The sequence below is a fragment of the Sphaerochaeta associata genome (assembly GCF_022869165.1).
GTDB classification, from domain to species: domain Bacteria; phylum Spirochaetota; class Spirochaetia; order Sphaerochaetales; family Sphaerochaetaceae; genus Sphaerochaeta; species Sphaerochaeta associata.
Genome location: NZ_CP094929.1, coordinates 2,828,811 through 2,853,929, shown reverse-complemented (window position 1 = coordinate 2,853,929; position 25,119 = coordinate 2,828,811). Strand labels below are relative to the sequence as shown.

The 25,119-nt window shown below is 49.3% G+C and carries 19 protein-coding genes; 9 read left to right on the top strand and 10 right to left on the bottom strand.

Annotated features, from left to right (window positions below):
• Positions 1–41 precede the first annotated feature (41 nt).
• From MUG09_RS13180 to MUG09_RS13165, 4 genes are all read right to left on the bottom strand, one after another.
• A complete protein-coding gene (locus MUG09_RS13180; RefSeq protein WP_244771897.1) occupies positions 42–4,538 on the bottom strand; it encodes a YDG domain-containing protein in 4,497 nt (1,498 codons plus the stop codon).
• A 9-nt stretch (positions 4,539–4,547) separates the two neighbouring features.
• Positions 4,548–5,615, bottom strand: a complete 1,068-nt coding sequence (locus tag MUG09_RS13175; RefSeq protein WP_244771896.1) for a hypothetical protein — start codon at positions 5,613–5,615, stop codon at positions 4,548–4,550.
• Positions 5,616–5,788: 173 nt separating this feature from the next.
• Positions 5,789–7,078: a GHKL domain-containing protein gene (locus tag MUG09_RS13170; RefSeq protein WP_244771895.1), complete on the bottom strand. Its 1,290-nt coding sequence runs from the start codon at positions 7,076–7,078 to the stop codon at positions 5,789–5,791.
• Complete coding sequence (locus tag MUG09_RS13165; RefSeq protein WP_244771894.1) at positions 7,075–7,809, bottom strand: LytR/AlgR family response regulator transcription factor; 735 nt, start codon at positions 7,807–7,809, stop codon at positions 7,075–7,077. Before MUG09_RS13165 ends, MUG09_RS13170 begins: the two co-directional genes overlap by 4 nt.
• Before the next feature lie 163 nt (positions 7,810–7,972).
• On the opposite strand from MUG09_RS13165, the gene MUG09_RS13160 reads away from it, so the two are divergent.
• Positions 7,973–9,331 carry a sedoheptulokinase gene (locus MUG09_RS13160; RefSeq protein WP_244771893.1) on the top strand — a complete coding sequence of 453 codons (1,359 nt, stop codon included), beginning with the start codon at positions 7,973–7,975 and terminating at the stop codon, positions 9,329–9,331.
• A gap of 17 nt (positions 9,332–9,348) precedes the next feature.
• Here MUG09_RS13160 and MUG09_RS13155 read toward each other — a convergent pair whose 3' ends face one another.
• Positions 9,349–10,026 carry a GyrI-like domain-containing protein gene (locus tag MUG09_RS13155; RefSeq protein WP_244771892.1) on the bottom strand — a complete coding sequence of 226 codons (678 nt, stop codon included), beginning with the start codon at positions 10,024–10,026 and terminating at the stop codon, positions 9,349–9,351.
• Between the two features lie 167 nt (positions 10,027–10,193).
• On the opposite strand from MUG09_RS13155, the gene MUG09_RS13150 reads away from it, so the two are divergent.
• From MUG09_RS13150 to MUG09_RS13140, 3 genes are all read left to right on the top strand, one after another.
• Entirely contained in the window at positions 10,194–10,598 is a 405-nt protein-coding gene (locus tag MUG09_RS13150) for a hypothetical protein (RefSeq protein ID WP_244771891.1), read from the top strand.
• Between the two features lie 137 nt (positions 10,599–10,735).
• Positions 10,736–10,888, top strand: a complete 153-nt coding sequence (locus MUG09_RS13145) for a hypothetical protein (protein WP_244771890.1) — start codon at positions 10,736–10,738, stop codon at positions 10,886–10,888.
• Between the two features lie 27 nt (positions 10,889–10,915).
• Positions 10,916–11,560, top strand: coding sequence for a hypothetical protein (locus MUG09_RS13140; protein WP_244771889.1), 645 nt, complete (start codon positions 10,916–10,918; stop codon positions 11,558–11,560).
• Between the two features lie 26 nt (positions 11,561–11,586).
• Here MUG09_RS13140 and MUG09_RS13135 read toward each other — a convergent pair whose 3' ends face one another.
• Positions 11,587–12,783 carry an ATP-binding protein gene (locus MUG09_RS13135; RefSeq protein WP_244771888.1) on the bottom strand — a complete coding sequence of 399 codons (1,197 nt, stop codon included), beginning with the start codon at positions 12,781–12,783 and terminating at the stop codon, positions 11,587–11,589.
• Between the two features lie 107 nt (positions 12,784–12,890).
• Positions 12,891–13,817, bottom strand: a complete 927-nt coding sequence (locus MUG09_RS13130) for a helix-turn-helix transcriptional regulator (RefSeq protein WP_244771887.1) — start codon at positions 13,815–13,817, stop codon at positions 12,891–12,893.
• 97 nt (positions 13,818–13,914) lie between these two features.
• Between MUG09_RS13130 and MUG09_RS13125 the strand changes: the two genes are divergently transcribed.
• Positions 13,915–14,541 (top strand): type 1 glutamine amidotransferase family protein, encoded by a 627-nt coding sequence (locus MUG09_RS13125; RefSeq protein ID WP_244771886.1) that lies wholly within the window; start codon positions 13,915–13,917, stop codon positions 14,539–14,541.
• Positions 14,542–14,631: 90 nt separating this feature from the next.
• Here the strand turns inward: MUG09_RS13125 and MUG09_RS13120 are convergent, their stop codons facing one another.
• Positions 14,632–16,605, bottom strand: a complete 1,974-nt coding sequence (locus MUG09_RS13120) for a serine hydrolase domain-containing protein (RefSeq protein WP_244771885.1) — start codon at positions 16,603–16,605, stop codon at positions 14,632–14,634.
• A gap of 364 nt (positions 16,606–16,969) precedes the next feature.
• Positions 16,970–17,773: an AraC family transcriptional regulator gene (locus tag MUG09_RS13115; protein ID WP_244771884.1), complete on the bottom strand. Its 804-nt coding sequence runs from the start codon at positions 17,771–17,773 to the stop codon at positions 16,970–16,972.
• A gap of 173 nt (positions 17,774–17,946) precedes the next feature.
• Here MUG09_RS13115 and MUG09_RS13110 point away from each other — a divergent pair, with 173 nt between their 5' ends.
• The 4 genes from MUG09_RS13110 to MUG09_RS13095 all read left to right on the top strand — a co-directional run bounded on the left by MUG09_RS13110 (position 17,947) and on the right by MUG09_RS13095 (position 23,174).
• Positions 17,947–19,788 (top strand): ABC transporter permease, encoded by a 1,842-nt coding sequence (locus MUG09_RS13110; protein WP_244771883.1) that lies wholly within the window; start codon positions 17,947–17,949, stop codon positions 19,786–19,788.
• A gap of 15 nt (positions 19,789–19,803) precedes the next feature.
• On the top strand, positions 19,804–20,931 hold the full coding sequence (locus MUG09_RS13105; RefSeq protein ID WP_244771882.1) for an ABC transporter ATP-binding protein: 1,128 nt from the start codon (positions 19,804–19,806) through the stop codon (positions 20,929–20,931).
• A 34-nt stretch (positions 20,932–20,965) separates the two neighbouring features.
• Complete coding sequence (locus MUG09_RS13100) at positions 20,966–22,159, top strand: ABC transporter substrate-binding protein (RefSeq protein WP_244771881.1); 1,194 nt, start codon at positions 20,966–20,968, stop codon at positions 22,157–22,159.
• Positions 22,160–22,334: 175 nt separating this feature from the next.
• Positions 22,335–23,174, top strand: coding sequence for an HAD hydrolase-like protein (locus tag MUG09_RS13095; RefSeq protein WP_244771880.1), 840 nt, complete (start codon positions 22,335–22,337; stop codon positions 23,172–23,174).
• 221 nt (positions 23,175–23,395) lie between these two features.
• Here the strand turns inward: MUG09_RS13095 and MUG09_RS13090 are convergent, their stop codons facing one another.
• Complete coding sequence (locus tag MUG09_RS13090) at positions 23,396–24,835, bottom strand: IS4 family transposase (protein ID WP_244771879.1); 1,440 nt, start codon at positions 24,833–24,835, stop codon at positions 23,396–23,398.
• Positions 24,836–25,119 lie beyond the last annotated feature (284 nt).

Sequence of the window (25,119 nt, the reverse complement as noted above, 5' to 3'; positions counted from 1 at the left end):
ACACCTCCTGCCAAACAGATGTCTGGCAGGGGGAGGGTATGCTAGAAGTATCGGACTGGACGGACATGTAATGCCGTTGTTTGATCACTGGCATACATTGTTGCGTAAGTTAAAGTGGAATCAAAGTTTACAGCCCACGCTCTAGTAATGTCAGCTGGGACTCTGATCATATCATTCTCACTTGAGCTCCAATAAAACGACTCAGAAGTTGTTATGAAATTTCCAATTTCCATCCTGCTGTTAAATAATTCAACTAATTCTTCCCGCGATGGTAGGAACCAGTCATAATATCCACCTCCCGTATAGAAGCGAGCCTTTCCAGCTGCATAGGATGAAGCTGAAGATCCTAGCCTATCAACAATTGAATTGGTGTTTGTAAATCCCATGCCGATACTATTCGCAGTTCCAATTTGCGTAGACAACACATATGACCAAGCTATTCCTGCAGGCAAAACATCACTCTTTGCCGCAATCAACCCATCTGTGTCTTCAGCAAGATTGGTGCTCGTTGAGATATAAGCGACGATACCCCCTTCATAATAGTCCCCGATTGCAAGCGGTCGAGGGGCGAGCGTAATCTCTGTTGCAGGCCCTGGTGCATGGGTGCTTGTCTCTTTCACCCTGAAACGAATCTTTGTCGTTGTTGACGCAGGGGAAGGCAAGTCGAGTAATGTTCTGCCGCGACTGTCGATCGCAAAATCTGGATAATAAGGGATGAAGGTGCCAAAGGAGGCAATTTCCGCCTCGATTCCCGTTTGGTTGGGCGAGAATCCGGTGACGTTGATGATCGTCTGATCTTCATTCGAATTGGGGTAATATCCCTCTATGGTACCGCTGATTGCAGGGCCTATGGGCTTCTGGATGGTTAGAGTTCCCGTATCAGTGGTATTGAAGCTGTAGTTGGGGGCGCTGCCTCCTGCTATGCGAATCGTGTAGGTTCCTGCAGCAGAGGAGGAATTGGTTCCTGCTGTTGCAGTAGGAGCACTATATCCCAATACATTGGAAGCACTGTCAGATCCAACAAAGCCGGTGACATTAACGGTGAAAGTAGGGGCGGCGGAACCGTATTGCTGGGTATAGTCCCCCACCGTTGCAGTCAGAACTGCTGCGGTAATTGAGGCAGTCTTGCTTGTGTCATTATTCAGGTAGTAATTGTAGGCATCAGTGCCGTTGATGGTATAGTTGATGGTAACAGGCTTGTCTGCTCCTACATTGCTGCTGTAGGAACCGGAATAATATGCAATGACATTGCTCAGACTTACATCATCATCTGCAATCCGACCGGATAAAGTCCCCCATTCTGTGATGGTGATTGTAGATGATTTATCGTACACCTTCGATGCAGGGAAGACAGTACCGATGACGCTTATTTGTTTCTTTACGATGGCTCCCCAAAGTTGCTGGTTGACGGGTGGGTCGTAATTGATAGCATTCAAACCACTTAGTGAGTAGACCACTGTGATGGGATTGAATCCCCCCGTTGCAGTTGTAACATTGGCTGACTTATAGCTTGCATTGGCTCCTACGGTAACAACTTCTCCTTCCAATATGCCGGAGAGCGTACCTGTTGTGATACTTCCCAGCACATTGGTTGTCCCATCGTAGGTTTTTTCAACAGTTTCCAAGGTAGGAGCACTAATCGTAAGCCGCTTTTTTATGATCGCGCAGGATGCTGTTGTAAGCGTGTCGGTTGGCTTGAGGTAGTTGCCCTCGTCGGGTCCCGAAAGCGAGTAGACAATAGAAATCCTTTTGCCGGTTCCCGCTGCAGGGGTATCATAGGTGGCTGTTGCCGTTATTGTTACATCATCAGAACCGATTTTTCCATAAAGATTGAATGTGGGAGCTGTTGCAGAAGTGGTCCCGTCATATACCTTGTTCGATGGTAGGTCAAGAATCTGGATGCCGAGTTGCTTCGGGGTGATCACGCCTCCTTGCGGTGGTGCACTCTCTTTAGTTCCTTGGTAATTGGCTCCTGTCGCAGTTGCGGTTACTGTGACGGTTGTTCCTATATCGGCAGAGACCAAGGTATAGGTGGTGCCGGTCGCCCCGCTTATGGCAACCCCGTTGCGCTTCCACTGGTAGGTGGGAGTCCCCGTGTTGGTCAGGTTCGGTACTGCAGTCAAGACCTGCCCATAGGTAGGGGTCCCGGTAATGGATACGCTTCCAGTCATAATCGCCTTGGCGATGGTAAGTGTGGCAGTTATGTCTGGAATCGTCTCGTAGTTTGTACTGTTACCGGTGAAACGTGCGGTTACCGTATACGCTCCCGCATTTGTTTGTCCATTTCCACTGTAGGAAACGCTCACCCCTGAGGGTAGTGTACCTGTAATCTGAATGCTCTTTGGGTTTCCGTCGTATGTCATCGCGTAATTGCTGAACGTAATCCCCCCCATTGCATAGGTTGCTTTGGCGACGGCTGTGGTTGCTGCACTGTCTTTAGTTCCTTGGTAATTGGCTCCTGTCGCAGTTGCGGTTACCGTGATGGCTGTTCCAATATCGGCAGTTACCAAGGTATAGGTGGTGCCGGTCGCCCCGCTGATGGCTACCCCGTTGCGCTTCCATTGGTAGGTGGGAGTCTCGGTGTTGGTCAGGCTTGCTACTGCAGTCAGGACCTGCCCATAGGTAGGTGTCCCGGCAATGGATAGGTTTCCTTTTATTACTGCCTTGTTGATGGTAAGCGTGGCTGTTTTGTTGGGAATCAACAGGTAGTTTGTACTGTCGCCGGTGAAGTGTGCGGTTACGCTATACGTTCCTGGATTTGTTTGTCCATTACCACTGTAAGAAACGCTCACCCCTGAAGGGAGTGTACCTGTAATCTCAATGCTCTTTGGATTTCCATCGTACGATACCGAGTAATCATTGAACGTGACATCACCCATGGCGTAGGCAGCCTTTGCGACGGCCGGGGTGGCTGCACTGTCTTTGGTTCCTTGGTAATTGGCTCCTGTCGCAGTAGCACTCACCGTGATGGTCGCTCTGATATCGGCAGTTACCAAGGTATAGGTGGTGTCGGTTGCCCCACTAATGGCTACCCCGTTACGCTTCCACTGGTAGGTGGGTGTCTCGGTGTTGGTCAGGTTGGATACTGCACTCAAGTCCTGGCCATAGGCAGCAGTACCTGAAATAGACACACTTCCTTCCATAGTAGCTTTGTTGATGGTGAGATTTCCCCTATCACTGGTAACAAAACTGTAGTTGGTTGCACTTCCACCTGCGATGGTAATCGGATATACACCTATTACTGTGGTGGCATCAGTTGCGGAGGATGCAGACGGGGCCGTGTAGCCTGCTGCTGTATCGGCATCTTCACCAGGGATGAAGCCGGAAACAGATACTGCATAGGAAGGATTATTATCGCCATAGGTCTTGGAATAGTCCTCCACCGTTGCTGTCAGCACGGCCTTCGTAATGGAAGTCTGTTCGGAATGATTATCCGCCAATTGATAGTTGCCGCCATCCCTTCCCCCCAAGGTGTAGGTGATGGTAACTGGCTTATCGCTTCCAACATTGCTGTCACTACAGCTTGCCGTTGCTGCAATTGTTACCTCATCGGAGCCAATTACCCCTGCCAACAAGCCTGGTGAAGTAACTGCTACTGATGGAGAGCGGTCATATACCTTGGTTGCGGCAATGGTTGTTCCCGAGATGGCAACAGCTTTCTTTTCAATTACTCCCGCCACTGCTTTATCGACCGGCTTGATGTAGTTGCCTGCATCAGGCCCTTCGAGTGTATAGGTGACTGTGATGATCTTTCCGTTAGCTGCGTCTTTGTTGTCATACGTTGCCCGGGCGCTAACTGTTACGCTGTCGGTTCCGGCAACTCCGACCAAGGCTCCTGGAGCCACCTCACCAACAATTTCGAGCGTTCCGTCATAGGTTTTGCTGGTATTCAGCGTCGGGTCTGCGATGGTCAGCTGGATTGGTTGATAGTGCGGCACGCCAACGCTAAGCGGCTCGCTTGCCCGTAGGCCGTGTGCGGCTGCGTACCTGACCAGATAGGTCCCGGAGCCTAGGATGGTCGTGCCTTCACTGCAGGCGGTATAGGGGGCATCCGCCGGATCGGATGCGAGTCTGTACTCCATGGCTGCCGTTGTTCCATCCAGCCTGCCGTCGGCACTGTCAAAACGTGTAGGAGCGGTGAACGTGAAACCGCTGGAGGCGGGGACAGCCTGGTCGAAGACGACCAGCAGGGTGGTCTCGACTATCTGGCCCTCCCGGATGTCTACACTTGTAGAGCCCATCCCCAACTGCATGCCCGCTGCATCGAAGGCAGTGACGGTGATGGTCCACAGCCCGCTTTTCAAGGAAGAAAGAACATGGCGGGGCGGTACGATGTCGTGTAAGGTGAAGCGTGAGTTGGGATTGTCATGCAATCCCTCCATGCGATAGGAGGCCACCGCCACGTCGGGGGTGTCCAGGACGATGGTAAGGCTTATAGTCCCCAGTTTTTCCATCATATCACTGCAGGCGGTGAAGCTGAGCAGGACTATGGCAAGCATGACAAGCAAAAGTGGAAGAGCAGTAGTATGTTGTTTCATGATGGTTCCCTAGAAGTTGAATCGAAGGCTGGTTTGGATTCCCAGTAGTGTTCCGATGGTGTTCTTTTCGAAGAACACGACGCCCAGCGGGGCGACGAGAAGGGTATAGGATTCATTCAGCTCATAGCCTATGTTCAGCGAGAGGCGGATTTGCTGGTCGACAAAGGGTTCGAATGTCTTCGTCCCATCCTGGTCGAAGTCTGCGTTGAGCAGATGCAGCACTACGCCGTAGCCGAGCTCAGGTGTCAGCTGCAGCCTGTCGGCAAGGGCAACCCGATATCCCATCCCCACCGACAGGTTCACCGCCTGCATGGTGTCTACCCAGTCGGATTTCGACGGCCCTCTGCTGTATGCAACCTCAGCGTAGCCGAGGAGGGTCTCCTGCTTGTTCAATGCCATGTTCATTTTCAGCCCGGCCCCGATCACATACGAGTAGTAGGTGGAACTCTTGCTCAGTGGGTAGAGGTTGTACAGCTTCAGGTCCAGCGATTCAACGAGGCTGGACGAATCCGCCTCGCTTGGAGTGACCGTCCATCTCTTGTCCGAGGTGCTGTATCGGTATTCGTAGCTTGAACTCCAGCTCTGGTTGTCCTGCGACTGCTGCACAAAGAGCCTGTCCTGATTGTTGTCGAATGCCTCGAGCACCAGAGTGGGATTGGATGCAGGGACAAGCGCCCACTTGTCTGTCTCCTCGACGCCTGTTTGGAATCGTATGGCCTGGATCTTGTCGGAGGCGGGCTTTATAACGACCCGAAGCGGTGTGATCTTCCAGCTTTTGGTTGATGAATCATATTGGTATTCGTAGCTTGAACTCCAGACTTGGTTGTCCTGCGACTGCTGAACGAAGAGCCTGTCCTTGTTGCTGTCGAATGTCTCAAGCACCAGGGCGGGGTTGGAAGCAGAGACCTCCGTCCATATATCTGTCTCCTCGACTCCGGTTTGGAAGCGGATTGACTGAACCCTGTCGGAGACGGGTTTGATCAAAAGCCGTAGGGGAGTGTTGGAAGCGAAGACTGATATACCTGAGAAAACAAGCAGGAGAGCTGTGCAAGCTACCGTCCGAACTTTTACTGTCATGATGAGACCCCTCTTACTCGGTTGACATCCATACGCATTCTTGTGAAGAAACAAAACAGGCATGCGATGTCATCCAGAAAAAACAGTTTGGACGGTAGCCTAGCAAATTTTACCAGGCAGAAAAGAGGTTATTCATAAAAGGCGTCGGTTTCTACATAAAAAGCAACAAGCAGTTAGATGAGCAGTCTCACCCTGAACAGCCCATCCTGAATATGGTACAGCAACTCTGCGTCATGTTTGGCTGCAAAGGCTGCAATGCTCTTGGTTCCCACACCATGTCCTTCATCAGGGGAGAAAGGAAGGCCGTCAGGTCCCAGAGTTGCCGTTTTAACGCAGGGGTTGGTTATTTCAAGCAAGAGTCGACCAACCTGATGACAGGTGAGGTTGATGGCGTTTCTTTGGTCTTCGGGCAGCAGCAAGACGCCATGAATGGCATTTTCCAAGAGATTGGCTACCACCATTGCCAACTCCAGTGAATCGACAGGTATTTGTGCTGCTATCGTAAGGTTGGTGTTTGTTTGAATGCCTTTCTGCTCAGCCAGATCTACGTAATAACTGACCGTGGCGTTCACAGCCTTGTTTTCACAATAGACCTTGCTTGGGCTCGTTTTACTCTCATTCTGCGTGCGTAAACAAGCCATGGCCTCTTCGGTCTCGCCCTGTTCAAGAAGGCCTAAAAGCATGCTGTTGAAATGTCTGCGGTCATGGGAGACAAGGCTGTGTTCGTAGGCCACTTTTTCCATGAGCTGCAACCTCTCTGTCATGGTTGAGACCGCTTGGGAGAGCAGAATCCTCTCATGTTGGTTCCTCAGGTTTTCTGTTTCGAGGGCATGCATTGCGGTGAAGCGTTTCAGTGAATAGAACACAGTGCCATAGGCTGAAATGGAGAGGAGGATTAGAAGCAGGAGCGGCCATCTGGAAGAGAGCAAGGTGTTTTGGATATCGCTGGTAACGTAGAAGTAATAGGAGAGGTTGAGGAAAATGCAGAGTATGAGGGCTGAGAACATAGGCCAGTTGTTGACAACCGAGCGATAGAGTGAAAGCAGGTAGCGTTGGAACAAGAAAATCACCAACAAGTAGAGCAGCAACCTGAGGATGGTATTGGCACTCTGGGGATCGGGAAAGAGTTTGCCTAGATGGAAGCTGAGTATGATGACCATCATGGCTATGTTGATGCTGGTGAGAAACGTGAAACTCCACTGCATGAGACTCTGCTTAGTCAGAGGTTTCATGGCGATTCCGACCACTATGAACATTACAATCGTGAAACGAGAGAGCGAGGTAAGATCCCCATACACATAGAACCAGAAGGTGCTGGCAATGTTTATGGTGAATACAAACGCAGTGATGAGAATGGTGGTTTTACGTCCGAATTTTGACTTGGTCAGGGTGAAAAGCAACAGTACATACATCACCGAGGTAACGCTGCCGCGAAGAATGTTGTTGATCAGGTCCTGTATCACGTTTTCCCCTTCGATGAAAGGTAATTCATGTAGATATCCCGCACCGTGCAGTATTGCTTGATTACGATGGGAACGTTGTGCTCTGAGCGGAGGGTGAACCGTGTTTTGGTAAAGCTTTCGACATAGTCCATGTTGAGTACGTAGGATACATGGGGCCTGATAAAACGCTTGTCATGCAGTGTACGCTCAATGTATCGGGAGAATGTCCCCTGAATGACTTTGGACCGTACCGTCCTGCCATCGGTAAGGGTGTATATGACTGTGTGTTTGGAGTATTCGCAAAAGAGAATTTCCGAGGGTCTGATGACTTGTATTCCCGCATGGGTTTTTACGGTGAGAACATGCTCATCAGATGGGTCAAGCTTTGAAGCCGCAAGGGAAAGTGTAGCATGAAGCCGGCCCTTGTCGATGGGCTTGAGCAGGTAGTTGATAGGGTTTGTTGCAAACGACTGCAAGGCAAAACTAGGTTCTGAAGTGGCGTAGATGATGACGGCCTGCTGATCGTGCTCACGGATGGTCTTGCCTACTTCGATTCCATGGATCATGGGCATGACGATGTCCAGGAGATAGATGTGGTATCGACGTTTTTCGCAGCTGCGCAAGAGTTCATCAGGATGGAGGAATTGATGGACGAAGGCTGGGTTGTTGGAATTTTGCACCCATTCGTTCGTATATGTTGCGAGCAGTGCCAGCTGAGTGGGGTCATCGTCGCAAATGGCAATATCCAGCATACCTCATCCTTGCAGCAAGATCAGAATTCAGACCCTGTCACTCTACTGTATACAAGGGGACAAGTCCATGCAAACGGTGTTGGAAGTAGGGAAGAAGCCAGTTGAATCCACTTTTTTTCCTGTACATTGTACCGTATGCTATCTTTAGGCAGAGAGGTTGTATATGGGTATGGTACATGTCGGACTTGATATCGGAACCACAAATATTACCATGGTGGTGTTGGACCTTGAAGCGGGCAGGTTGCTGCCTGCAATCTCCTTGGCTAATCCGCAATTGCAGACAGGGGAGCTGTACTCGTATGCTCAAGATCCCCATGCGATAGAGCAGGCGGTAAGGACATTGCTCGCCAAGGTTTCTTCTCCGATAGCCTCCATCTGTGTGACCGGGCAGGTGCATGGCATCCTGTATTACGATGCTTCGGGTCTGGCGGTCTCTCCCTTGTACACTTGGCTCGACCGAAGGGCAATGGAGCAGGTGGATGGCATCGATTCCCAACAGCTGCTGCTTGAGAAAACCGGGGTGTTGCTTCCCTCGGGGTATGGCTTGCTGGCCCATTATGCCAACCGAAGGCTGGGCAAGGTTCCCTCGGATGCAGCAGGCTTCTGCGGCATTCTGGAGTATGTGACAAGTCGTCTTGTGGGAAAACCCATCGACAAGTCCGATCCAAGCTGCCTTGGTCCGTTCGGGGCCTTCGATCCCATCTCCTCCACCTTTGAAGAACGAGTTCTCCTCGAGGTGCTGGGTTCGAAGGAGAAGCAGTTTCTCGGCTCCTGCAAACCATTTGAAGTGGCCGGTTACACAAGAGACAGTGTTGCCGTCACCTACCCGGTTGGGGACAATCAAGCCGGCTTCTTCGGTTTGGTTTCCGATTGGTTCCGTTCGGCTTTGGTAAGCATGGGAACCAGCGGACAGATCTCCTTGTTCAGCACCAACACACAGTGTCCTTCCTCCATGGAGCTCAGGCCGTTCCTCGGCCAGGGGTATCTGCATGTCGGCGCGACCCTGACAGCAGGCAAGGCGTATGAGACGCTGCATGATCTCATAGCATCCATCCTACGAAGTGCAGGGATGGATATCTCTGATGAAGCTGTGTTCGATCTTATGAAGAAAGAAGGGAAAAACAAGGGTATTCCCGGCTCCCTCTCTGTCGATACCCGGTTCAACGGTTCGAGGAAGGAGCCGAATATCAGAGGATCGATAGGCCCCGTTAATTTGGAGAACCTCACGTTCGGCAACCTGGTGCTTGGTACGATCGATGGAATTGTTGATGAGCTGTATCAGTTCGGACTTGAGTCGGGGCAGGTGTTTGCTGCTGTTGAAAGTATTGTTGCCACCGGCAGCTCGGTACGCAAAAACCTTCTCTTTAGAGAAGCGTTGAACAGGAAGTTCAACCGGTCGACCATTGTTGCCCAGGTTGATGACGGGGCGGGATTCGGCGCCGCCCTCATCGGAGCGGTGGCAATCGGGGCATTGAGCCTCCCACAGGTAAAAACAGTTGTCGCCAGCATGATAAGGTCGTAGCGACTACCTGCATGTAATCACTTTCTTCGCATGGGAAACAACATGAAAGCCTTGCCTGTCTTTGGTTCTGTAAAGTCATGCACAGAGCCGGCGAGGGGTAGCTTGTTCTCCTTCATGAAGGCGATTGTTGTTGAAAAGATGTTCTCGGTCCAGCATTCCACCGCCAGGTATTCGAACGTAGGTACGGTCCAGCGTGTCCAGCCTTCAGGGGCGATTGCATTGTCAATGCACTCTACTCCTGCCAGGTAGAGTCCACGGGTAAAATGTTCCGTCCAGGGTTTGTATGAGCGGCTGAAGTCGGTCATCAGACCCCAGATGCCGCAGAGGTTCTCATCTCCGTCCTTCTTGGCCAGCTGTGCTACAGTGTCGAATTGGCTGTTTGCTTCCTGCCAGAGCCTCTGGATAAAACCTTCCCCTTCGTCTGTCGAGCCTTCCTTTCCGATGACCGAGAAGCCAGCCTTTTGCACTACCGTTGCATGTTCAGGCAGGCGAAGGAAGGTGATGAGGTTTCCTTTTATTGAGATGTTGCGGCAGAGCCAACCATAGGCGTGAAGGTCCTTCTTGTAATTCAGGAAGGCATGGTTGATGGGAAACCCAAGCACCCTCTCAATCTCCGAAAAGGAAAGTGTTACAGATTGTGCATCGTTACCGGCAACGTACTGCCAAAGTGGTTCATAAGGTTGTGCCTTCTGCATCGTCATCTCCATTGGTACAGCGAAAAAAGTATAGTGCAGGGCAGAGCTCCGTTCAACAGGAGGTGTTAGCCTGTGTATGTCTTGCAAGGAGGCTTAAAGTGATGAATAATCGGCTATAAGGTAATTTGATTCGTATAGTTGCATCGATACTTGTATAGGAGGGTGTCATGACAGGTGCTCATAGGCCAAAACAGTTCAAGGATGGGTTTCTTGTAATAGGATGCTTGCTGTATTGTCTGGCTGCCTCTCATGCTTTCCTGCAGTACGCGCAGAATTCATCGTTCAACTTGCTTGGCGGTTGTTTGGGTTTGGCTTTTTCCTTCTCCTTGGCGGCCTTGTTTTCAACAAAACTACATCTCAAGAATACCCGGTTGACCTTTGCTCTCCAAGTGTTGGGACTTTTGTTCCTCCCTTATTTTGATGTGTTTCAGATTGCGATATTCCAAATCAGATTCTCTCTCGAATCAGTCCTCTTCTACTTTCTGTGCATCAAGCTCATGGGCCTGGTGATTGGGAAACGTCGCAACATCAACCTGTTCGGAGCCAAGAAAAGTGGAAGGCCGGGATGCTGAACGATGAGTCAAGGGAACTCCGGGGTGTTCACCATTTGATGGGGCGAGCATCCCAAGAATATGCGTTCTATGGTACTGCAGACATGGGTTGAGAAAATTCTCCTTGCTTCCTATACGAAATTATGTGGAGGAACTCCATGAAAAGAAATACAGATATCACCACTCCAATATCCTCGGATGTGAAGCGGCTCTACAGCCTTTCTGGAGAGATTTGTTTCGCATACACCAAAACGACCTTGTTCAAGGTCGCTAAAATCACCTACGAGCTGTTCGAGGATGAATCGTTTTAGTACATCTTTGCTCCCTGCTACGATGTAGTGGATGGCTTGACTCCTGTTGATTGGGGTGGGATACCCGGCCTCGACCTGGACCTTAGGCGCGAGCGCTACTACCGAGTAGGGGTAATTCCTACATTCATCAGCGAGAGGACCCCTTCACCGAACCGCGTGAATCTCAAGGAGGAGCTAGAGAGAACGAATCTGGACTACCTGAACCGCCTGCAGTGGTTGATCAACACCGACACCATCTATACCGGTGACAAGTTGATCGTTGAGCAGGATGGTTTCAACAACTTCACCGGCTTTTCAAACAAAAATATGCAGTGGCATGCACTCTCGGTCCTCCAGCTCTTGGGGATGAGGCTGCCGATAGACATCCATGGCGTACGCTTCTGTGAGCAGGAGCGCAGCACCCTTATCAAAGCATACTTGATCGAATATGAGTTTCTTGCAACCAAGCGCAGAGTGCAACAGAAGAGAGGCCAAATGGAATCCGGGGAACGGGGTGTCTACACGGGAAGAAAGCCCATCGATGTATCGCTGCCGCTGCTGGATGAGGTGAGACAGAAACTGAAAGCAGGCCGAATCACACTAGACGAAGCTCTTGCAATCACCAAGCTGTCAAAGGCGACGTTGTATAGGAGATTCAAAGATTTGGAGGAGTCTCAGAATAGGATAGGATAACCATATGAGACTGACAAGACGCCTCATCAATACATCATACCGAGCAGCCACAAAGGGATGGTTCTGTCTCCTGGATAATCGGTATCGTCCCTGATGACAAAATCAGCCTTTTTCAGACTTTTCGAGGAGCCTCCCACTTCAATTTTTATATGGTTGCTCGCAGCCTCATAGGGTTTGGACAACACAAAATCGCCTGTGGTTTCATCTTTTACAGCTTCTACGAGAAAACCTCCGGCGGTGCAAAGCATAGCCGTCATGGCCTCCCTTGCATTGTCGATATTACCTCCTAGCACCGTATAGAATGCCGGATCGGAAAAAAACAGTTTTTCACCGGCTGTTTTTGCTTTGGTGTCGTGTTCCTTGCGAATGATTCGGAGTAGGTCAACTGCTTCCATTACATTCAGAAGTTGATACAGCTTATCGGCTCCTACCGACCAATCAGTACACAACGAACGTACCTGGAGTCTTGGAATGGATGAATTGGCCAGAGTACCGGTTATCGCTTTCATTAATCGTAGATTGCCATCGCTGATGCTGGGTAAGAAGAATGGAATATCACTGTAGAGTGTTTTATCCAGAATAGAGAGCATTCGATCATGAAAATCTCCTTCACTGTAGAAGGGTCGAGTGCCTATGCTCCTGTATGTCATAAAGGCAGAGAGGACGTTCGGGGAAGGTTGCAAGGGCAGCTGTCCGCTTGGGTTGAATGGGTTGTACGTGGGATGCTCAGTACCAGTCTCAAGATAGATGAACTCACGAAATGAGAGAAGGGGCATATCGATATGAACAAAACGGCGGGATAGGTCGCCTTTGCCCATTCGTAGGCAGAGGGATGATGAATCGCTTATCCACAATGTATGGTTAGGGAAATCATCGTAGAGAGCCTTTAGATGAATGCTCCAGTCTTTTGCGAAATGGACTTCATCGATAATTACACCTGCGTAGCCCGCAAGAAAAATGGATGTAACTATTTCATAGAGACCTTCACTTCCAAGCGTAGGATTATCAGCAGATAGGTAAAGCAGCCTCTCTCTATGGGTCTCAAAGAATTTTTGTGCGTGGTAGAGAAGAAATGTTGTTTTTCCGACTCCTCTTGGACCGGTAAGCATAGTAGTTCTGGGGAGCGTCTCCCGATGTCTGACAAATGGACGGAACCTGGCTGGAAGCGAGGCAATACGTCGTTTCATGGCAACTTCAAGTTCTGCAATACGGTGGATAGTCATGTACGTATGATAGAAACCAAATGTTCCTGAGTCAAGAACGAAATCGTATTAACGTTCCTAGTACAGGAACGAAAACACAAATATGTTCCTGTTACAGGAACAGAATCTCAATACAAGGAAGCCAAGGCCTCTATGCGACGCTTCATTTCCGTGCGGATATCTAGTGGTTCCAAGCATTCACACTCTGTACCAAAACTGAACAGGATCTGGTAGTAATAGTCATTCTCGATGAAGGGAAAAGCAACGGTGTAGTGCTCCGGTCCGTCAGGCTGGAAGTGGTCATAGGTGCAGTATTCGAGTACCTTGTCCATGACCGACGTATGAATCCGAATGGTGATGGTTGTGTATGATGGTGCCAAGAAGTCAGGATACTCAAACTGCGGCTTAGGGTATTCCTTGGGAATGAACGACTGCCCGAGCATGTGCAGGTTCAGTGTCCTGGATAGCCTGAACAATCGAAAATCCTTTCGTGTATGGCAATATCCCTGCCAATACCAATGACTGTTCTTCAACACGAGTTGATAGGGCTCGGCTGTCCGGGTGGTCCTTGTTCCATGACGGTCTACGTAGTCGAAGGCGAGCAGTTTGTTCCGCTCCAACGCTGTTTTCACGAGTTCCAAGTATGGTTGTACATTCCTGTTGCCCAGCCAAGGGCTCAAATCGATGTATATCTGATTGGCCTTTAGGGAAATTTCCTTTGCTTGATCAGCTGGGATGAAGCTTTTTACCTTCGCAAGGGCCTGCACCACTTCTTCACCCCGTACCATGGAGGACAGGCTGGAAAGCCCCATCAGGATGGCCGAAAGGTCGGAACTGGAAAATACTTTCTTCTCCAGCTTGTACTCCTCCATAATCTCAAATCCACCGCCCACCCCTGGTGTCGACCGTATGGGAATGCCCGCCATGTTGATGGTCTCAACATCGCGGTATATGGTGCGTTGTGATACCTCGAACATCTGAGCCAGTGCTTGCGCTCCAATACGATTCTTGTCAAGGAGCACCATGATAATGCTTACAAGCCGGTCGATTTTCATCGTTGGTTTCCTGATACTTTCTCATTGTTGCCATACTGATGTCAACAATAGCACAGTACAGTGGAACAATACAGAAAGCAATCCATGAGGAGGAGCTATGCGTACTGTCTATGTCTATGTGCTTGATACGTTGGCCGACTGGGAACCGGGGTATGTGACTGCCGAACTGCACAGCAGTCGTTTTTTCAAAAAGGGTGCTGAACGGATATCCCTTAAAACGGTGAGTTGCTCAAAGGGGCCGATCACAACGATGGGAGGCTTGAAGGTTGTTCCCGATTGTCAGCTCGATGAGTTGGTAATTGAGAAAACAAGTGTGCTGCTCCTGCCGGGTGCCGATACATGGAGCGATACGAAACATGGTGCGATCATCGAGAAAGCAAGAGAGTTGCTTGCTGTCGGTGCAACAGTCTGTGCAATCTGTGGAGCTACGGCAGCCCTTGCCGACGCAGGGTTGTTGGATGCCAGAAAGCATACCAGCAACGGACCGGGGTTTCTGGAGATGGTTTGTCCTTCCTACAAAGGGCAGGCATTGTACGTTGACCAGGCGTCGGTAGTGGACGGCAACCTTGTTACTGCAGGTCCGACCGCCTCGCTCTTATGGGCGAAACAGATTATTGAGCTCCTGGGGGTGTTTGAAGAGAGCACACTAGAAGCGTGGTATGCATATTTCAGTACCGGTGAGCCACAACAATTCTTTGCCCTGATGCAGACGCTGCAATGTTGATCCAGCTTGCAGGATGAAAATGCAGCTGGTAGGGAATCAAGAGGGACTACCCGGCATCGTAGGTCGTACAAAGCCGGGGAGTTTTTTGTATTACGTGATGCTCGGCTGGAACACCATTGGCCTGTCAGCCATGAAGACCACATAGGAGCCGAAGATATCCATCTCAAGCTGATCGCTTCCACTGTACAGTGTGTCCTCAAGGTCTGAGAGATCGGGACCGAGTACCACGATTCTTCCCCCTTCTGGTACCGTGCAGGTAAAAGTCCCTTGTTCGGTGATTTCTCTCAAGACTGCTTTCTCATCACCGTCGATTGTAATTGCTTCTCCCTTTTCCAAGGCCCGAATGTCAGAGGTATTCATACAGATGTACGAGCCGATGATCAAATGATCATTCTCATCGAGCCTAGGAGCAGCTTGGTCGCGCAAAGCCGGCAGGACCATGGAGGTTTCTGTTTGTCCAGTGATCGCATAGATTGCGTTGTCAACGATGAGATGGGAAGGCAGTTCCTCTATGAACGAAACGGTGAAGACAGGAAAATACAGGTCGTTGGCCGGGAGGTTGGCCGGCACATAGGAACTTGGCGTGAAGGAATGCTCGATCGAAGGTTGTGTGGATAGTTTGGTCATGGCTATGCCAGCCACGTTGTATGGTCTTCTGATCTCCATGAGGCAGGGAACTGTGTTCAATGTTTCAAACGTATTCCATGTTCCACTCTGGTTCTCAAAGATTCCATCCCCGATGTAGCGAGACGTATCGGTTTCTACAAACGTCGAGCCGTCATAGGTTTCAAATCGGAGAGACGAAGTGTGTGGTTCGAAACTGAGCCGCAACAGGCCTTTTCCTCCGTAATAGTATCCGCTGTAGGTTTCTATGTCCGGAGGCAGCGGTTGTGTCTTTAGAGCTTTCGCCTTCTCTGTTTTGGTCTTTTCGGGTATTTGTCCGGTTTCCTTCAAAAGAGCATCGACGATGGGCAGTGTTGTTCCGATGGGATCGAGATGCCCTGAGGACAAAAGAACCACGGCGCTTTGTGACTGGGGTAGGAAGAAAATCATTGTCGAATACTCCAACGTCCCGCCGGTCTTTCCCAGTACCTGGATGCCTTGAGACCGGTAGGGTTCCCAAGAGACGAAATCCCAGCCCAAGCCATAGCTGAGCAGAGGGGGGTACCCGCTTTGCAGCAGATACGTAGGTGGTTGCGCACGAAGGTATTCGGTGATGGCTTCTTCACGTAAAAGGGTGGGCTCCATTGCAATTGCAACAAACCGGCAAAGGTCCTCTGCTGTTGAGGTGAGACCTCCGGAAGCGGTGATGTTTGCATACTCAACTGGCAGTCGTATTGCACGCTCGATGTACCCATACGCCATGTTCTCCTCTTGGGGCTGGAAACCCACGGAGGAATCATTCATGCCAAGCGGATTGAAAATCCGTTCCTGCAGGAACTGCGGGAACGGGATTCCCGAAAGGTGTTCTACAAGCACTTGTGCGATCGTAAAGCCATCATTGCAGTAGGGGGAGAAGGCACCGGCATCGTGCTTGAGATTTGAATTGGCGAATTCCTGCATCGATTGTTGAAGATACACACTGCTGGGCTCATCAGAGAACGCATTGCGCATATTCGTTCCCGGCATCCCCGATGTATGGTTGAGCAGCATGCGAACGGTGATATCCTTGTGTCGCTCATCGGCCATGGTGAAGTTCGGCAGCAGGTCGACCACCTTGTCGTCGAGCTTGAGCAGGCCCTCATCTTCAAGCAGGAGTATCGAGGCTCCGGTGAAAATCTTGCTGATCGACCCGATATTAAAACGGGTATGGGAATCGACGGGAAGGTTGTTCTCAACATCCCGTAAGCCGAAACCCTGGCTGTAGACAATGGCGCCTTCGTGCATGATGGCAATGCTTACTGCACTTACATCCCCGTCTCCAGTAACAAGGGCGGTTCCGATTTGTCGGGCTGCTTGCTTGGTGTCTACAAACGGTTCTTTCTGTGTTGGTCTGAATAGCGAACAAGAGACCAGAACAACCAATACCAATCCGATAGTTGCAAGCTTGACAATCCGTTTCATGCATATCCCCTTCAGTAGATTTCTCGAAAAAGAGATTTGGCCGGCAGGCATCCCGTATAGTATAGCATGGTTGGAAGTGATGGATTCTTGAAAATTGTTGCCCAAGGAACCCGCTCCGCTATTTGGGAACATCGGAATTCCTGAAGGTTTTATTTGCTTCAGTCGGATCTTCTTATGAATCTATTTATATGTATAGAATGAACATAAAAAAATTTGCTTTGAAGCACCTTAGCAAGGACCGTACAGCACTTGTACAGTAAATGCTTGAGGGTATGGTTGCAACCATAGAAAGAACAGCCCACAAGGTAGCAGGGATTGATGGAAGAGGTACGTGTCGGATACCAGAGAACAAAATGGCGCTCTTTCAGGTGGTTGAAGAAACAAGTTCTTCTGAAGGCGCATGCCCGAAAAACCAACGATACGATCGATAGAATGTAGAATACTGCCTGAAGCCACATTTCTCATAGAGTTCGGTCAGAGGATATCCTGAAAGAAGCAGCTTCTTGGCCAATATGCATTTTTTTCCTCTTACATAGGCCATCGGCGGGGTATGGAATTGCTCTTGGAAAAGCCGATTCACCTTCGCACGGGACATGAATACGTTCTGGCAGATGTCGTCGATCGAGAGGATGGACTCAAGATTGGAATGTATATAGGTAATGATGGTTTCAATCTCCTTATTCGTCATTACTTTGGTGGATGGATTAGGATTGCTGCTGCATAAGTAGATGATGATTTCTGTCAGCGCAGACTTGAGGAACTCAGTGTAAAACTCAGGTTTAATGCAGGATATGTACGGATCGAGGCGAAGAAACAAATCAATCAAATTCTGATCCTTGACTTCACTGACGGCAGCGATTGTTTCCAGGGATGCATTGATATCTTTGGATAGCTCCGTCTCATTGAAACGGAACACGTATCGGTCATACGGAACTCCAACAGTATTGGTCAGGATGCAATGATGTTGGCCTGGCTGTATCAGCAGCAGGGTAGGTGGTACGATGTGATAGGTGTCTTGCTCCAAGGAAAACGTGATGTCTCCTTCCATGATGAAATTAATTTCATAATCGAGGTGACAGTGGCGCATGAAGCTTGCTTTTGAGGTATCAACCTGTAAGTCAACAACGTGCTTGAATAACTCGTGCTGACGCCTGACATCGAATCCCATATACCCAGACTACGATAGAATGAGACAAAATGCAATGTTTTTTGAGAAGAATTGCAATTTACTTCTTAGGTGTTTCACCCTATGCTTCTGAATACAGGCAGAATGGAGGAAACCTCTTTCGTATCTGCTTTGTTGCAACCTCAAGAAATTGTATGGGAAAGGCGGATTTTCACATGGACTTGAGAAACGAGGATTATTCACGCCTGCGCAGAGCGAAGAATGTTTTCTACAGCGGAGTTAAGAATCCGTACAACGTTATGTTGGCCATTTCAGTATTGATGATGTTCTATCTCATCATCATTCCGTTGGGACAGATGATCATGCAGACCTTCACGCTTGCTGCCGCTGACGTACGGAGAGTGGAAGGGGCGACAGTAGGTAGTTGGACGCTCTACTATTGGAAAAGAGTGCTCTTTAGCGCCATTTCCAAGAAAATGTTGTGGCAACCTCTGGCAAACTCACTGCTGATCGGAATGAGTACAGGAATTGTAGGGGTAACCATCGGATCACTCTTTGCTTGGCTGATGGTCAAAAGTGACATCCCCCATAAAAAATTCTTTTCCATTGCCTTGATTGTTCCCTACATGCTCCCATCTTGGTGTAAAGCCATGGCATGGCTCACCATCTTTAAAAACACCCGTACCGGAGGATCTCCGGGATTGCTCGCATACCTTGGCATCAATGCACCTGATTGGTTTGTCTATGGGCCTGTTCCCATCATCCTGGTGTTGACCATCCACTATTATGCGTATTCCTACCTCCTGGTTTCTGCATCGCTTCGGTCGGTGAGTTCCGAGCTCGAGGAGATGGGACAGATCATCGGGGCGAACAAGAAGACAATCCTCACAAGAATCACGTTTCCTTTAGTACTTCCTGCAATACTCTCTGCATTCATCATGACCTTCTCGAAAGTCATGGGTACGTTCGGCGTTCCTTCGATTTTGGGACTGAATATCAGTTATTACACGGTTTCAACCACGCTGTATAATTCCATTCAGAACGGGCAGAACCGGGTAGCTTATGTTATCTCGTTGATTCTCATCATCATTGCATCGGGAACGATCTTTCTCAACCAAAAGCTCATCGGAACCCGAAAGTCCTACAGCACAATCGGGGGCAAGGGTTCGCGCAGCAACCTGATAGCACTAGGGAAGTGGCAGAAACCAATTGTGGTGGTGCTGTTGCTTTTTGTGTTGGTGGCCGTTGTCATTCCTGTGGTTGTGCTGCTGTATCAGTCATTCATGCTTGAGACGGGAAATTATAGTCTTTCCAACCTTACCACCCACTATTGGGTTGGGGATTCGGTGCCCACCATCGACCAAGGCGAGCCAGGTATTTTCAAGAATTCCCAGTTCTTCACCTATGTGAAGAATACAATCAAATTGGTGGTCTTCACTTCCTTCTTTGCAACAATCTTCGGACAGTTCATCGGGTATGTAAATTCACGGGGAAGGGCTAAGCTCTCTGGCAAGCTTGTAGAGCAGTTGGTGTTCATTCCCTACCTGATTCCTTCGATTGCATTCGGAGCAATGTATCTTTCACTCTTCGCCACATCTCAGACGCTGACGCTTTTTGGTCATGCCTTTACCGTCATTCCCTCCCTGTATGGCACCTTTGTCATCCTTGTGCTCATCGCGGTGGTAAAAAATCTTCCCTTTGCATCCAGAGCCGGCACATCGAATATGCTGCAGATCAGCGTGGAGCTTGAAGAAGCAGGGCAGGTGGTCAATGCAGGATTCTTCCGACGCTTTATGAAGATTCTCTTTCCCCTTTCCAAGGGAGGCATGTTCAGCGGATTCATCCTGGTGTTCGTCAATATCATCAAGGAGCTCGACCTTATCGTTCTCTTGATGACGCCGAACCAACAGACATTGCCGTATATGGCGTACTCCTATACGTCGGAAAATCTCATCCAGCTGTCAAGTGCCGTGACCATCGTCATGTTTGCCATGGTCTTCTTCGTTTACTGGTTCGCCAATACGTTTACAGACGCCGACTTGTCCAAGGGCTTCTGATCAGGGAGGGTAAGAATGAGTACAATACAATTACTAAATATTGATAAGTATTATGGTGAGAACCATGTCCTGAAGAATCTGAATTTAACCATCAATGATGGAGAATTCATGACGCTGCTTGGTCCTTCGGGGTGCGGAAAGACTACGACACTCAGAATCATTGCAGGACTTGAAAAGCCCCAGGGTGGTTTGATGAGCATCGGAGACCGAGAAATCATCAACGCAAACGAGCGATTCTATGAGGAACCAGGAAAACGAAATCTCAACCTCGTTTTCCAATCCTATGCACTGTGGCCGCACATGACGGTATTTGAAAACGTCGCGTTCGGCCTCGATGTGGCGAAGGAAACCAAGGATAATATCAAAAAGCGGGTGACAAAAGTGCTCAAGCAAATGCGCATCGATGAATTCGCCGAGCGGTATCCTTCCGAGCTTTCCGGTGGTCAGCAGCAGCGGGTTGCAATTGCGAGGGCGATTGTCACTGAGCCGCAGGTGCTGTTGCTTGATGAACCACTTTCCAATCTGGATGCGAAACTCCGTGTCGAGATGCGCAGCGAACTAAAGCGTTTGCACCATGAGATGGGGACGACGATCGTGTATGTCACCCACGACCAAACCGAGGCCCTGACGATGTCCAGCAGGATTGCAGTGTTCTTCAATGGGATTCTCGACCAGGTCGATACCCCGATGGAAATCTATCAGAATCCAAGTTCACTGCGTGTGGCGGACTTCATCGGAAATCCCAAAATCAACTTTGTCGATGCAACTGCCGTGCATGCAAACAATTCCTTTTCTGTGCAATCCGAGCTTGGAACGTTGATCTGCTCCCTTGATCAGCTGGTGGCGGATGCCCCGAAAGGTGAATTCAAGGCTGTGCTGGGTATCAGGCCGGAAATCGTCTCCATCAAGAAGAAAAAGGCGGACGGTTTGATTTCTGCCAAGATTGTGTCGGTGATGCCTGCAGGTTCAGAGACCCTCATCTATGTTACTGTCGGCAGTCAGACACTGCTGGTGAAGCAGAACGGCCTACGTCATTACGACGTCGATCAGGATGTGTATCTTACTCTCGACCCGGCAAAAATCAATGTATTTGACAGTACGAGCAAGCTGCTCGTGAAGCGAGCGGTTGTGGACGCTGAATAATTAGAACCTGTACATCAATATAAAGGAGAAGAAAATGAAAAAAACGTTGCTCATTGTCACGATGTTTCTCTTGGTTTTTACCTCGATTTTTGCTGGAGGCTCCCAGGAAGCTGCAAAGCCAAAGCAACAAGACAGCCTTATGCTTGCTCATGACTGGGCTGCAAAGGCAGGTCTGAACCAAGGCGTATCCAGTCAGGAGCTCTATAAAAAAGCGCTTGAGACTGAAGGCGGCAAAGTCGTTGTCTATTCAATCTCGAGCCGCATGGCTAGAGTAAAGGCGGCATTCGAAGCCGATTATCCCGGCATGACGGTAGAAAGCTATGATATCAGCTCCAACGACATGGCCACTAAACTGAGAACGGAATATGAGGCAGGTATCAGAACCGCAGACGTTATCCACTCAAAGGAACAGAACGGCGAATACCTCATGGAATTCTTTGCCAAAGGCATTCTGCACAACTATCAGCCTGCATCCATCTTCGGCAACGTGGATCCCCAGTACCTTAAGGATCTTACACCCCTGTATTTTGAAACCGACTGGTGGTTCTACAATACCAGTGTTTATCAAGAGAGCCCGATCAGCAACTGGTGGGATATCACCAAGCCTGAGTGGAAAGGCAAGTTCATCATCCAGAACCCGCTTGGAACCGTCAGTTACATGGCAATCATCACTACGATGGTCGAACATGCCGATGAGATGGCCTCTGCGTACAAGGCATGTTATGGCAAAGACATTGTACTTGCCAAGGATGAGCCCACTGCCGCTCATGCGTGGATCAAGCGGGTGCTTGCAAACGACCCGATTATCATGGATTCAAACAACGAGGTCATCAAAGCCGTCGGTGAAGGAACTACTTCTGCGCTCATCGGTTATGCTCCCTCCTCCAAGTACCGGGAAAAGACCGACAAGGGTTGGAATATCGATGTCAATCCCGCTGTCATGGTCCCAATGTCCGGGGTGCCGTTCATGAACTTCGTTGCTGTAGTGAATGAGGCTCCGCATCCGTATGGGGCTCAGCTGCTCATCCGCTATATGCTGGGTGATGAGAATGGCAATGGCAAGGGTATCCAGCCGTTCAACACCATCGGGGGATGGACGGTGCGTCCAGAGACCAAGGGTGCTGAGGGAAACATCCCCTTCCAGGCAATGCCGCTTTGGAATCTCAACTACGAGTACATCTATGACAATCTTCAGGATGTGCAGGACTATTGGTACCAGTTCCGCTAAGCCCCATTTTGACTCATCTGTATCCCCGCCTCTTTGCGGGGATGGAAAATCCCCTCTCCTGAAAGCCAGGAGAGGGATGCTCCCAATACCATAGCATCACTACTCGCACTATATACACTTTGCTTTTTGCAGAGGCTATTTGCGGTATGCCCTACCGAAGCATCAAGGATCAAACATGAAAACTTTGCATGAATTCATAAAGACGAAAGACTATCTCATTTGTGTCGATTCAGATGGTTGTGCCATGGACACCATGAATAGCAAGCATCAACTATGCTTTGGGCCGATGTTGGTCAAGGAATGGGGGCTCCAGCGGTGGGAAAAAGAGATTTTGGATCGATGGAACACGGTGAATTTATTCTCCATGTCCCGAGGCATCAATCGGTTTCTTGGCCTTGGAATGTTGCTTGAGGAGATAGACAAGACATACACGCCTATTGAAGGTGCCTCAATGTTCTTGTCTTGGGTACAATCGGCCCAAGAACTCAGCAATGCAACGGTACTTGCAAAGATGCAGGCATCAGGACAGACGGTTTTCAAGAAAGCATATGCATGGTCGATTGCAGTTAATACGGCAATCACCAATCTTCCCGAAGAGGTAAAGGTGCCGTTTCCAGGAATCACGGAAGGGCTTGCATGTGCCAAGGAGATAGCCAATCTCGGCATTATCTCGGCTGCCAATCCGGAAGCGGTTCTCCAAGAGTGGACACAGCATCAGCTTATGGATTACATGGATGTTTCTCTTGCACAGGATGTGGGTACTAAGTCCTATTGCATTGCAAAGATGCTTGAGTTCGGATTCGATCCTGAGAAGGTGGTCATGGTCGGTGATGCTCCCGGCGATCTGGCTGCCGCCCGCGAAAACAACATTCTCTACTTTCCCATTTTGGTGCGTCATGAAGCGGAATCCTGGGCACGTTTCCGAACGGAAATGCTCGATCGCCTCATTTCTGGCACTTATCGTGGAGCGTATCAGGATTCCCTGATTGAAGCATTCTTGGCCAATCTTTCGTAAGCCTAGACGATCAGCAACTCAACCAAACAAGTAAAGCAAAGTAAATAGTAAACACGATAGGCTGAACGAGAAATTGTTTGTTCTCATTGCCATATGCTCAACTAGGTAATTCTGTTCTGGTTGGTTGCAGCATACCCAATCCAACTCAATGCAGCTGAAATAGGGAAGCTACAGATTGTCTTTCTTATTGAGATGTATTATTACTCAAAGTTCGCACATGCCTAAGCAGCTAGATCCAGACAGGTTTTCAGCCTCTCAGGCAGTTGCTTGAGGAATTTGTTCATCGCTTCATTGAGCTTTCCCGGTGGCATGGCATATTCAGAAGCGAGGGTCTCGACGAACAATGTCAACACCAGTTCAATGGCATGAAAGAGAGCAGTATCTTGGACCTCTTCCAGGAGTTGGTAGAACAGTTCACCGAAACCTATTTCATCAGAGTTCTGGCGGTTCAGCCAGGAGAGCATCGCATATTGGAACATGACTATGGCGGTGCTGGCATGGATTTCTGAATAATCCAGCGATTGGGTGCTCTTTTGCAGGCGCAGGAATGACTTGCAGGTATGGAACATTGTTTCTATCCCCCATCGGCTGCAGTAATATTCAACTATCTGGTCCTCTGACAGGCTGTTGTCTGTGCAGAGAATCGCCAGGTATTCACTCTTCTTGTTCCTGTTCCTGACGAACACGATTTTCGATTCTTGGTTGGGTTTCTCATCCTTGTTGATCAGTGAGATGGCAGCGGAGAACAGGAATTTCCTGCCTTTCGAGTCGTCATTTCCGGCCTTTCGGTCCAGTTTGCGCTGGAGCCTCTCCTCCTTGGCGCACATGCGGAAAATCTGGCTGAGCTTTCTCCTTTCTCCCTTGTAGAGATAATAGGTGGAGGAGTTTTTCAGCATGCAGATCACCTCGTATCCCTTGTCTCTGATGGCGAAGATGGTGACGGGGTTGGCGAACCACTTGTCGCACAGCAGGTACCGGGCCTGGAGATTCGCCGCTGCAGCGACATCCAGAAGGTCCAGCAGCGTGTCGTTCATCTTCTGTTTTGCCAGCTTGCGTATCTTGAAGCCAAAGGTTTCCTTTTCTTTGGCGGTAAGCCCTTTGGATCCCCTGAGCACCTTCGTATCGTCGCATGTGCTCATATTGCAAAAAGATACGGGAAGGACCGATACGCCATCGGTCCAGGCAAGGGTAAGCATCCTGAATCCCTTGTAGTAGCGTTTGAGGGCATGGTCCCAGTTCTTGGCGCTCAGCTCCACCTTCTTGGACCTGTTGCGACAGTAGCTGCTGTCATCGGCCACCAGGAAAAAAGGCTTTTGCACTCCCTTGCAATCGTTGCGGCATATCGGGCGGAAATCCTTGTCGATGATCTCTTTGGCCAGCAGGGAAAGGAACCGGTTCCAGTCCATCTTCATGGATTGGAGGAACCGATGGCATGTATCCTTTTTCACCATGTTCCCGTACTTGCGGGTTTTTTGATCCCTGTTCATGGATATTCCACAGAACAGCAGGGTACACAGGTAGGAGAAGACCTTCCGGACTTCTATGCCCTTTTGTTTGTGTGCACCACAATGGCGAAGGATGGCTCCGACTTTAAATCTCTGGGAAAAAACACTGACTTGACTTGTAATGGCATCGGTATTGTTGGTAAAATCCCTCAACATGTTAGGCATAAGCTCCTTGTCTTGTATAGGTTTATAGTACATCCATTATACGAGATATTCGAGCTTATGTCTATATATTATATGTAATTATTAATTAATCTCCAAATTTTTCCTTTGCTTTTCATCCAAAATTCTAGGGCCTAGCAGTATGCGAACTTTGAGTAATTTATATGACAACATTATAATGATTGATCTCTATTGCCAGAGAATTATGAGCCTACATATCATGAAACTATCACCGATTTATGAAGACCTTCCTCGATTTCCTTGGAGTAATTGGATTA

Coding starts and splice junctions, on each gene's coding strand:
- MUG09_RS13180 (WP_244771897.1), bottom strand. CDS start 4,538: ATGAAACAACATACTACTGCTCTTCCACTTTTGCTTGTCATGCTTGCC.
- MUG09_RS13175 (WP_244771896.1), bottom strand. CDS start 5,615: ATGACAGTAAAAGTTCGGACGGTAGCTTGCACAGCTCTCCTGCTTGTT.
- MUG09_RS13165 (WP_244771894.1), bottom strand. CDS start 7,809: ATGCTGGATATTGCCATTTGCGACGATGACCCCACTCAGCTGGCACTG.
- MUG09_RS13160 (WP_244771893.1), top strand. CDS start 7,973: ATGGGTATGGTACATGTCGGACTTGATATCGGAACCACAAATATTACC.
- MUG09_RS13155 (WP_244771892.1), bottom strand. CDS start 10,026: ATGCAGAAGGCACAACCTTATGAACCACTTTGGCAGTACGTTGCCGGT.
- MUG09_RS13150 (WP_244771891.1), top strand. CDS start 10,194: ATGACAGGTGCTCATAGGCCAAAACAGTTCAAGGATGGGTTTCTTGTA.
- MUG09_RS13145 (WP_244771890.1), top strand. CDS start 10,736: ATGAAAAGAAATACAGATATCACCACTCCAATATCCTCGGATGTGAAG.
- MUG09_RS13135 (WP_244771888.1), bottom strand. CDS start 12,783: ATGACTATCCACCGTATTGCAGAACTTGAAGTTGCCATGAAACGACGT.
- MUG09_RS13130 (WP_244771887.1), bottom strand. CDS start 13,817: ATGAAAATCGACCGGCTTGTAAGCATTATCATGGTGCTCCTTGACAAG.
- MUG09_RS13125 (WP_244771886.1), top strand. CDS start 13,915: ATGCGTACTGTCTATGTCTATGTGCTTGATACGTTGGCCGACTGGGAA.
- MUG09_RS13120 (WP_244771885.1), bottom strand. CDS start 16,605: ATGAAACGGATTGTCAAGCTTGCAACTATCGGATTGGTATTGGTTGTT.
- MUG09_RS13115 (WP_244771884.1), bottom strand. CDS start 17,773: ATGGGATTCGATGTCAGGCGTCAGCACGAGTTATTCAAGCACGTTGTT.
- MUG09_RS13110 (WP_244771883.1), top strand. CDS start 17,947: ATGGACTTGAGAAACGAGGATTATTCACGCCTGCGCAGAGCGAAGAAT.
- MUG09_RS13105 (WP_244771882.1), top strand. CDS start 19,804: ATGAGTACAATACAATTACTAAATATTGATAAGTATTATGGTGAGAAC.
- MUG09_RS13100 (WP_244771881.1), top strand. CDS start 20,966: ATGAAAAAAACGTTGCTCATTGTCACGATGTTTCTCTTGGTTTTTACC.
- MUG09_RS13095 (WP_244771880.1), top strand. CDS start 22,335: ATGAAAACTTTGCATGAATTCATAAAGACGAAAGACTATCTCATTTGT.
- MUG09_RS13090 (WP_244771879.1), bottom strand. CDS start 24,835: ATGTTGAGGGATTTTACCAACAATACCGATGCCATTACAAGTCAAGTC.